This window comes from Novipirellula sp., assembly GCF_041583735.1.
In the GTDB taxonomy this organism is placed as follows: domain Bacteria; phylum Planctomycetota; class Planctomycetia; order Pirellulales; family Pirellulaceae; genus Novipirellula.
Window position 1 is genome coordinate 1 of the sequence record NZ_JBFHFD010000421.1, and the last position, 7,560, is coordinate 7,560.

General features: G+C 55.8%; 6 protein-coding genes and 1 pseudogene. 1 reads left to right on the forward strand and 6 read right to left on the reverse strand.

The genetic code is table 11. From position 1 onward, the window contains the following. Positions 1-229: pseudogene (locus ABX962_RS24545) on the forward strand (hypothetical protein); the annotation flags it as partial. A 326-nt stretch (positions 230-555) separates the two neighbouring features. On the opposite strand, the gene ABX962_RS24550 reads toward ABX962_RS24545, so the two are convergent. The 6 genes from ABX962_RS24550 to ABX962_RS24575 all read right to left on the reverse strand — a co-directional run. Beyond that, a complete protein-coding gene (locus ABX962_RS24550) occupies positions 556-2,121 on the reverse strand; it encodes a sulfatase (protein WP_372723203.1) in 1,566 nt (521 codons plus the stop codon). A gap of 137 nt (positions 2,122-2,258) precedes the next feature. Continuing rightward, the gene (locus ABX962_RS24555; RefSeq protein ID WP_372723205.1) at positions 2,259-3,851 is read right to left on the reverse strand and encodes a sulfatase; all 1,593 of its coding nucleotides are present in this window, start codon (positions 3,849-3,851) and stop codon (positions 2,259-2,261) included. Then, positions 3,806-5,242 (reverse strand): sulfatase, encoded by a 1,437-nt coding sequence (locus ABX962_RS24560; RefSeq protein ID WP_372723207.1) that lies wholly within the window; start codon positions 5,240-5,242, stop codon positions 3,806-3,808. The genes ABX962_RS24555 and ABX962_RS24560 overlap by 46 nt, the downstream gene beginning before the upstream one ends. After that, complete coding sequence (locus ABX962_RS24565; RefSeq protein WP_372723209.1) at positions 5,239-6,594, reverse strand: sulfatase; 1,356 nt, start codon at positions 6,592-6,594, stop codon at positions 5,239-5,241. The genes ABX962_RS24560 and ABX962_RS24565 overlap by 4 nt, the downstream gene beginning before the upstream one ends. 349 nt (positions 6,595-6,943) lie before the next feature. Next, on the reverse strand, positions 6,944-7,123 hold the full coding sequence (locus ABX962_RS24570) for a hypothetical protein (protein ID WP_372723211.1): 180 nt from the start codon (positions 7,121-7,123) through the stop codon (positions 6,944-6,946). Positions 7,124-7,309: 186 nt separating this feature from the next. Continuing rightward, positions 7,310-7,560 (reverse strand): H-X9-DG-CTERM domain-containing protein (locus ABX962_RS24575; RefSeq protein ID WP_372723212.1); only part of this gene is annotated, 251 nt, incomplete at its 5' end.

Below are 7,560 nucleotides of genomic sequence, written 5' to 3' on the forward strand. Positions count from 1 at the left end.
GCAAAGCGAAGAGGGAGCGGGGCGCAAGGTCCCACCGAGTCTGCAGGGACTGGTTTCTCGGTTAGGGATCGACTTGTCGATGTGGCGTGATCTGGTCTGGAACTTTCAACGTTACTTCGGCAATAGCTGCTGTGCGGGATCGCCGAGCGGCATGACACAGTTCGCCGAGTCGAGCGGTCGCAAATGGGCCAAAGGGCACCGGCAAGTCGCCGAGTGCTTCGCTGCATAACGAAAATGCGACCAGTATTGCCGAAGACGCTGAGTCCTCCAGTCGCCAGACACCGGTGGGCGTCTTGTCCTGTGAGCAGTTGATGGCATTGCGTAAGGCATTGGAGCTTCTGATCGCCGGGACTCGCAGGCAATGCACCTGTTGGTTTTTGCGGTCGGAGATGAGTGTTCAGCGCAGCGAACGCACGCCTAAACTCTTGGTGGGTGGCACCAAACAGATATGGTATGGAGATAGATGGGTGGCACCATTTGGACCAAGCCGGGATGGAAATAGGTGGGTGGCACCAATTGGGAGGGGGGAGTTGCTCTGTGTCGCGAAGCGGCTTGTTATTGCCAGTGCTTTTTCAGTAAGTATTGATTGTCTTTGCCGTGCTGTAACCAGTCGTCGTATTCCGCTCGAGAGCGAAATGGGGGGATGTGGTGTGGCTGCAGTTTCTCGGATGTTTTCACTAAAGGGGCTGGCGAGACCGGGATCTTGGCGGCCAACTCGCTCTTGATCTGAGAAAACTTCGGATCCTCCGCAAGGTTGTGCCATTCCTCGGCATCGGCGTGGTGATCATAGAGTTCTTCGCTGCCATCGATGTAACGCGTGTACCGATACCGCTGGCTGCGTACGGAGAACTCTCCAAAGTCGTAAGTCGTCAACGCGACGTGATCCCACTCTGCATCAGGCTTCTTCAGTAGAGGTTTCAAACTGCGTCCGTCGATCCCGTCGTTGGCGGGCAGTCCGCAGACGTCTACCAGTGTTGGATAGATGTCTTGCAACGAAACGGGGCGATGGCACAGTTGCCCATCCGTAGACCCGTCAAGCAGTCCGGGGGCATCCTCGGGGACATGGATCATCAACACCGAACGCACGACATTGTCCCAAAGCGCGAACTTGCGCCAGTGCTGTTTCTCGCCAAGCTGCCATCCGTGGTCGGACCACAACACCACGACCGTGTTTTCACCTTTGCCACTTTCGTCCAGTCCATCGAGCAAACGTCCGAACATGGCATCTGCAAACGCAATCGACGCGAGGTACCCCTGGACGGCTTGTTTCCACTGCCCCGCATTGATGACGTGCTGATGGTAGCCTCCGCCACGAAAGGCGATGTCTCTTGCTCGTGGTCCAACATCGTCAAGATCGTTTTCCAGCCGCTTGGGCAGGACAATGTCATCGAGGGGAAACAGGTCGAAGTATTTGCGAGGCACATACCACGGCAGGTGCGGACGGTAAATGCCGCAGGCCAGAAAGAGCGGTTTGTCGCGTGGCTTGTTGAGCTGTTGCAGCACATAATCGACACTCTTGAAGTCTCCCATCTGTTCATCAGGGACATCCAACGCCGACCAATCGAACATCCCATACATCTGATGGAACGCCGGCATGTTCATCGTCTTTGGCGTCGGCTGATCCGCCGCCGAGAGCCTGGATTTGCTGAAATCTGGAAAGGCTTCTTCAGGCATGTTTTGCTGCTGTGACGGCCAGTACTCATCCCAACACTGGGGATCAACCATGTGGTAGTGGAAAATCTTTCCCGCGCCGCAACTGAAGTAACCGTGCCGTCGAAAATAGGCTCCAATCGTTTGGCGATTCGGAATCGCTTCGCGCCAATCCTGGTAGTTGGAGTAAACGCCGGACGTATAAGGGGCCAACCCAGTCATGATCGCCGTGCGTGATGGGTTGCAGCCGGGGCTCGGGCAGTTTGCGTTCGTGAAACAGACCGACCGCTTCATGAAACGAGTGAAATTGGGTGTCACCGCCTGGGGATGCCCTCCGAGCGGTTCAATCCAATCGTTCAAGTCATCCACTGAAACAAAGAGCACGTTGGGACGCTGCTCCTGCCCATACGTTGACGCAATCGCGGGCCATACCAATAGGCAAGTCACCATCAGTTGGAGTCTGTTTTTCACGAGCTTGCCTTTCATCAATGCGTTGTACAACATTCGGTGTTTCGTCATTCGCCATCACGATAGCAGGCGATGTGGTTTAGCCCCGGAGGGATGATTGAACGTTTGTCGGTGGCGTCGGCCTGGCACTCGTCGATCTGCTAAATCGACAGGCCTTCGTCGCGCATTTCGCGCCAGAGCGAGGTCATTTCCTGCTTCATGGAGCTGACGATTTCAGGAAATTCACTAGCGATATCGTTGCTCTGCGCGGGATCGACCGAAACATCATACAGTTCCACTCGGTCGGGATCGGATGTCGCGAGCCACTCGTCGAGTAAAACGCCGTCTGACCGTTTGGGCAACCAAGCGACCAACGTGAAGTGGCCTCGGCGCATCGAAATCTGTGGCATGCGAAACCAGGTGTCGCCGTGGTGTGGGAAGAACCAGATGGCGGAATCGTTGCGTCGAACCTGTTGCCCCAGAAATGCAGAAAAGGCATCGACGCCATCCACGTTCCGATTGGCAGGCACCTTGGCTCCGACCAGCCCGCAGACAGTGGGAAGGATGTCGGTTCCATTGAAGAGCACGTCGCTGTTGGTGCCCGCGGGAATGACGCCGGGAAATCGGACAAGCCCGGGGACGCGGTGACCACCTTCGTACGGATAACGCTTCATGCCGCGCAACACACCGGGGCTACCGAAACATTTATCGCGGATGGGATCCTCCCACTGGCCCCGCGACTCTTCTAAAGTTACCGGAGTTTCCGGCCCGTTGTCGCTGGTGAACAGCACCAACGTGTTCTCCTTGAGGCCCTGTTCCTCGAGCGTCTTCATCAATCGTCCGAAGGCGTCATCGAGCTGGTTCACGGTACCGTAGTAGTCCTTCTTGTACCCGGAGATATCTCGTTGCGGACGGTTGACCCGACCGTATCGGATTTGTTTCTCCAATCGCTCCACTTCGGCGTTGTCGTATCGGGCACTGTATTCCTGGGGCGGATCAATCGGGGTATGCGGCTCGTGCGAGCAGACATACATGAAGAACGGTTTCTGCTTGTTGCGTTGATTTGCCAGCCAGTCGCGTGCGTCGTCAACGATCACGTCGCAGTACCAACCATCGACCGCGCCCAAGGGCTCGCCGTTCTTGATAAACGCCTTGGGGCTGCGCGGTCCACCAAGCTTGTCGAATGCATTGAGGGTCGTGCCCATCCAGTAATCGAAGCCCTGCTCGCCGGGCCCGGGGTGGACGTAGCGGGTTTTCTCGAGGGTGGAAAGATGCCACTTGCCCCAGAAAGCGGTCTCATAGCCTTCTTGCTTCAGCACTTCGGCAAGGGTGACCTCCTCGTCTCTCAGGTACGTGTTTCTGTTGTGGATATAGAAGAAACCACTGCGGTAGGGATTACGCCCGGTCAACAGCGCGGCCCGCGACGGTGAACAAACCGTTCCGCCGGAATGGCAGTCGGTCAGACGCACGCCTTCGGAAGCGAATTGGTCAAGGTGGGGCGTCTGGACGATCGGGTTGCCGTAACAAGCGAGGTCACCGTAGCCGAGGTCGTCGGCAAGAAAGATGATCACGTTGGGCGGTCGGTCGGACGCCTGTGCGAAGGAGCCGGCGATGAGCAACAGAACCAGCAAACGGAGGAACGTCTTCATTTCAATTTTCCAGGCAATCCCAGAGATCAGTCGCAAGGTGTCAACGTTTGCAGCGGGGATCACGTCGCACGCTTTGGCTGACTGGCGTTGGTCTTTTTCAGCCACGCCTCCAATTCAGATCGAAGCTGTTCGGCTTTTTCCGGAATCTCGTCGGCGAGGTTCCGCGACTCGCTGATGTCGTCTTTTAGGTTGTAGAGTTCAATTGAGTCATCATCATAAAACTTGATCAATTTATAGTCGCCAGAGCGAATGGCACTTCCCAGTCGATTGGCTTTGTGAAAGGCGTAATTGGGATAGTGGAAGTAGATCGACTCGCGATTCAACTCGGATTCGTTTTTGAACAGCGGTAACAAAGAGATTCCATCGGGAGTATTGGAGGGGGCGGCCTTCAGATTCGCTGCGTCAAGAATCGTTGCATGGATGTCCATGGTGATCGCCGGTGTTGAAGTTTGCGTGGCAGGCCTGACGCGACCGGGCCAGCGAACAATCATCGGGACTCGAATTCCACCTTCGTACAGGAACCCCTTCTCCGCCCTCAGTGGTTGAACGTTTGCCTGGAACGGTCCGTTGTCTGAGGTAAAGATCACCAGGGTGTCTTCGCCCAGCCCCTGTTCGTCAATCGCTTTGATGAGTTTGCCGATCGATCGGTCCATGCCCTCAATCATTGCAGCGTATGTCGGATTCTCGACGCCCGGTCCTTTTCTGCGTTCGTATTTGGCAATCAAGTCGGCGGGAGCTTGGAATGGGTAGTGCACCGAGTAATTCCACCAGCAAAGAAAGAACGGGCGATTCCCATCCGCTTTGGCGGACTTGATGAAGCTGATGCATTCGTCGGCACATCTGTCCGGCAAGTACTCGCCGTCGAATTTTCCTTGCAAATTGGGAATCCTGTACGGACTGAAATAGCTTGGTGGCCCTCCGAAACGACAGCCTCCGATATTGATGTCGAAGCCCTGGTGTTCAGGACGCAGCTCCGGTTCCGTCGGCAGATCCGTGTCGGAGTTGGAGTCGGATCGGCTGCGATGGGAGAGGTGCCACTTTCCCACAAAGCCTGTCGCATACCCTGCCTGTTTGAGTTGCTCGGCCAGGGTGACCCGTTCCAGCGGTAGGTGTCGCAACCAAATCGGTGTGATCAGATCCGTACCGGGTTTTTGAAAATTTGGAGGGTGTCCGCCGGCGTGATTGGTAATGTTGAGACGAGCCGGTGACTCTCCCGTCATCAGAGCTGCGCGTGTGGGCGTACAAACAGGCGCAGCGGAGTAGGCATCAGTGAAAAGCAAACCTTGCTTTGCCAGCCGATCGAGGTGGGGCGTGTCAAGTTTCTCGTTGCCGTAACAATGAAGGTCCTTCCACCCCAGGTCGTCGGCCATGATCAGGACGATGTTTGGCGAGTGTGCTTGATTTGCCGTGTCCTGGCCAAACGCAATCGTCGACAAGGCACTGAGGGCGATCAGCGAAGCCAAGCAACAATCACAGCCTATCTTTTTCATCATCATTCTTTGTGTCTCAAATCGGCTTGGCGTTCGGTGGGGACATACCACGCGTCCAAAAGTGCACGGAGCGCCTTGACCTTTTTCGGATTCGTCACGGCAACATTCACGTGTTCACCGGGATCGTCGTTCAGATTGTAGAGCTGCGGTGCGTCACTGAGAGGCGGGTACTTCATTTTTCCCGGCGCCCCGTCGTATGTCAGCAGGAGCTTGTCGTGGCCGTGGATCACCCAGCGATACAAAAGCGATGCCTGCGGATTCTCGATATCGGCGATGTCGTGGGCAAAGGATTCGCCGAACAGCGTGTCACGCTCGATGGGCTCGCCTGACGTTAGTTGGGGCAGCAGATTGAGTCCGGGGAAGTCGTGTGGTCCTTTCGCGTCGGCGGCTGCCAGAACGGTCGGAACAAAATCAATTGACGAACAAAGTTCGGGGCGATCCGCCGGAGGGATTGTGCCTGGCCAGCGGAACATGATCGGCGTTCGTGTCCCGAGCTCATAGGGACTGCGTTTGGATCGCGGTCCGTAGCCGCCTGTTTCCGTCTGGATCCAGCCGTTGTCCGTGACGTAAATGACAAGCGTGTCTTCCGCAATGCCCGAGTTGTCGATGTGGTCCAGCAGAGAGCCACAGGTTTCATCGAACCATTCGCACATCGCATAGTACTTCGCGATTCGTTCCTGGACTCCCTTGTTGAGGTACTTTTCAAGAAGTCGAGTCGGCGGATTGTGTGGTGTATGGGGCATGATTGGTGCGTACCAAACAAAAAATGGCTTCCCCGCTTCGACGCTGCGATCGATAAAGTCCGTAACAGGCTTGATGCCATCGCGCCCGATCGTCAGCCCCGCATCACCATGTCGCCCGCCCCGATTGGGAAACCCATTGGTCATGCCTTCGGTGAAACCACCACGTTGGAAAGAGCCTTCCCACCATTTTCCGCTCTGGTGACTGACGTAACCTTTTGTGGCCAGCCACTGAGGCAGGGCGCCGGTGCGGTCAATGTGTGAGATCAGCAATTCGCGAATGTCTTTGCCCGCTTTTTCAGCGTGAGCCCTGTTGGCTGGTGTGCCGGCGGGGTCGTTTCCCGTCGTCAAGTTCTGATGCGAATAGAGTCCTGTGATCAGCGTCATTAATGAGGGGCGGCACAGTGCGGTCGGAACATAGCCACGTCGAAACAACGCGCTCTCCCTGGCAAGCTTGTCCAGGTTGGGCGTTTCGATGTCTGCATGCCCCATGAAACCGTAGTCGGTGTAGCCTTGGTCATCGGAGAGGATCAGGACGATGTTCGGCGGTTTGGAGGTCGCAACTGTCGTGGTTGCGAGCATGCAAAGAAAGGGGAGCAGGCGAAGAATGCGGTTCATGTTCTACGTCGAAGTTGATTGAGTGATTTGGCTTGATCGGAATGGGGGAAAGCCTCCCGGCAAACGCTCTGCATTGATAGTCAGTCAGAGATTCACTGCAGGAGGCTTTCGGCATTTCGCTACGAGCGCCAGTGAACGCCCGATGCGTCCGACGATATCGCGATGCGTTGCTCCTTGGTCATCGGGATACCGTCAGATCAACCATTCATCCGCTTTGATTGCTTTCGCGCGACCAGCGATACAGCCTGTCGCAGCGAATTAGGTTGCTGAAGGCAATTTTAAACGATCGACGCATCGACCGGAGCGATGTTGAATCACGAGCGGTCGTTGCGTCAGAAACCGCGCGAATTCACTCGTAGACCTCGCTTTTTTCTCGGAATTCCGGAGGAGGTGCATCATTTAACTCCGGGTGTTCCATCAACAGTTGTTCGATGTCGGAAGCGTTGTAGGTTCTCTCGGGTTCCTCTTCGGCACAACCTACAGAGCCTATCACCAATAACAAAACAAACGCATGGGTAAAGAACTTCATAACGAACGCACACTCCCAGAAATAAATGAAGACAATACATTGCAGAGCGACACGCGTCGCTTCAACGTTTTTCAAACACGCGAAAACAGATAAAGCAGTCACCAGTGAGCCATCTTGCGCGGGGATCGTGACCCCGGGATCGTGCGCGACGGCTGTTGCGATGACTGTTGCAATGTCAGCGCGAAATTAAAACTCTCCGTCGAGCACTTCATTGGATGCACGCGTGCCAAGTGCTCCCCACAAACCGAAGGGGCTTTGTGAACCGGGTACCGACAACGGGTCCGTGTTCACGCTCGCGTTGGACACCATGGCTCGCGACGATGGGTTTCCAGCCTCGATGGAGTCGGTGACAAATCTGACGGCACCATCGCCCATCAAGATATGCGCCCCGCCTGGGTGTCGGCTACTCGGTGGGCACACGCCTTCGGACTGGTACC

What these genes read in the sequence shown, in the direction of transcription:
- ABX962_RS24560 (WP_372723207.1), bottom strand. Translation starts at nt 5,242, where the DNA reads ATGATGATGAAAAAGATAGGCTGTGATTGTTGCTTGGCTTCGCTGATC.
- ABX962_RS24565 (WP_372723209.1), bottom strand. Translation starts at nt 6,594, where the DNA reads ATGAACCGCATTCTTCGCCTGCTCCCCTTTCTTTGCATGCTCGCAACC.
- ABX962_RS24570 (WP_372723211.1), bottom strand. Translation starts at nt 7,123, where the DNA reads ATGAAGTTCTTTACCCATGCGTTTGTTTTGTTATTGGTGATAGGCTCT.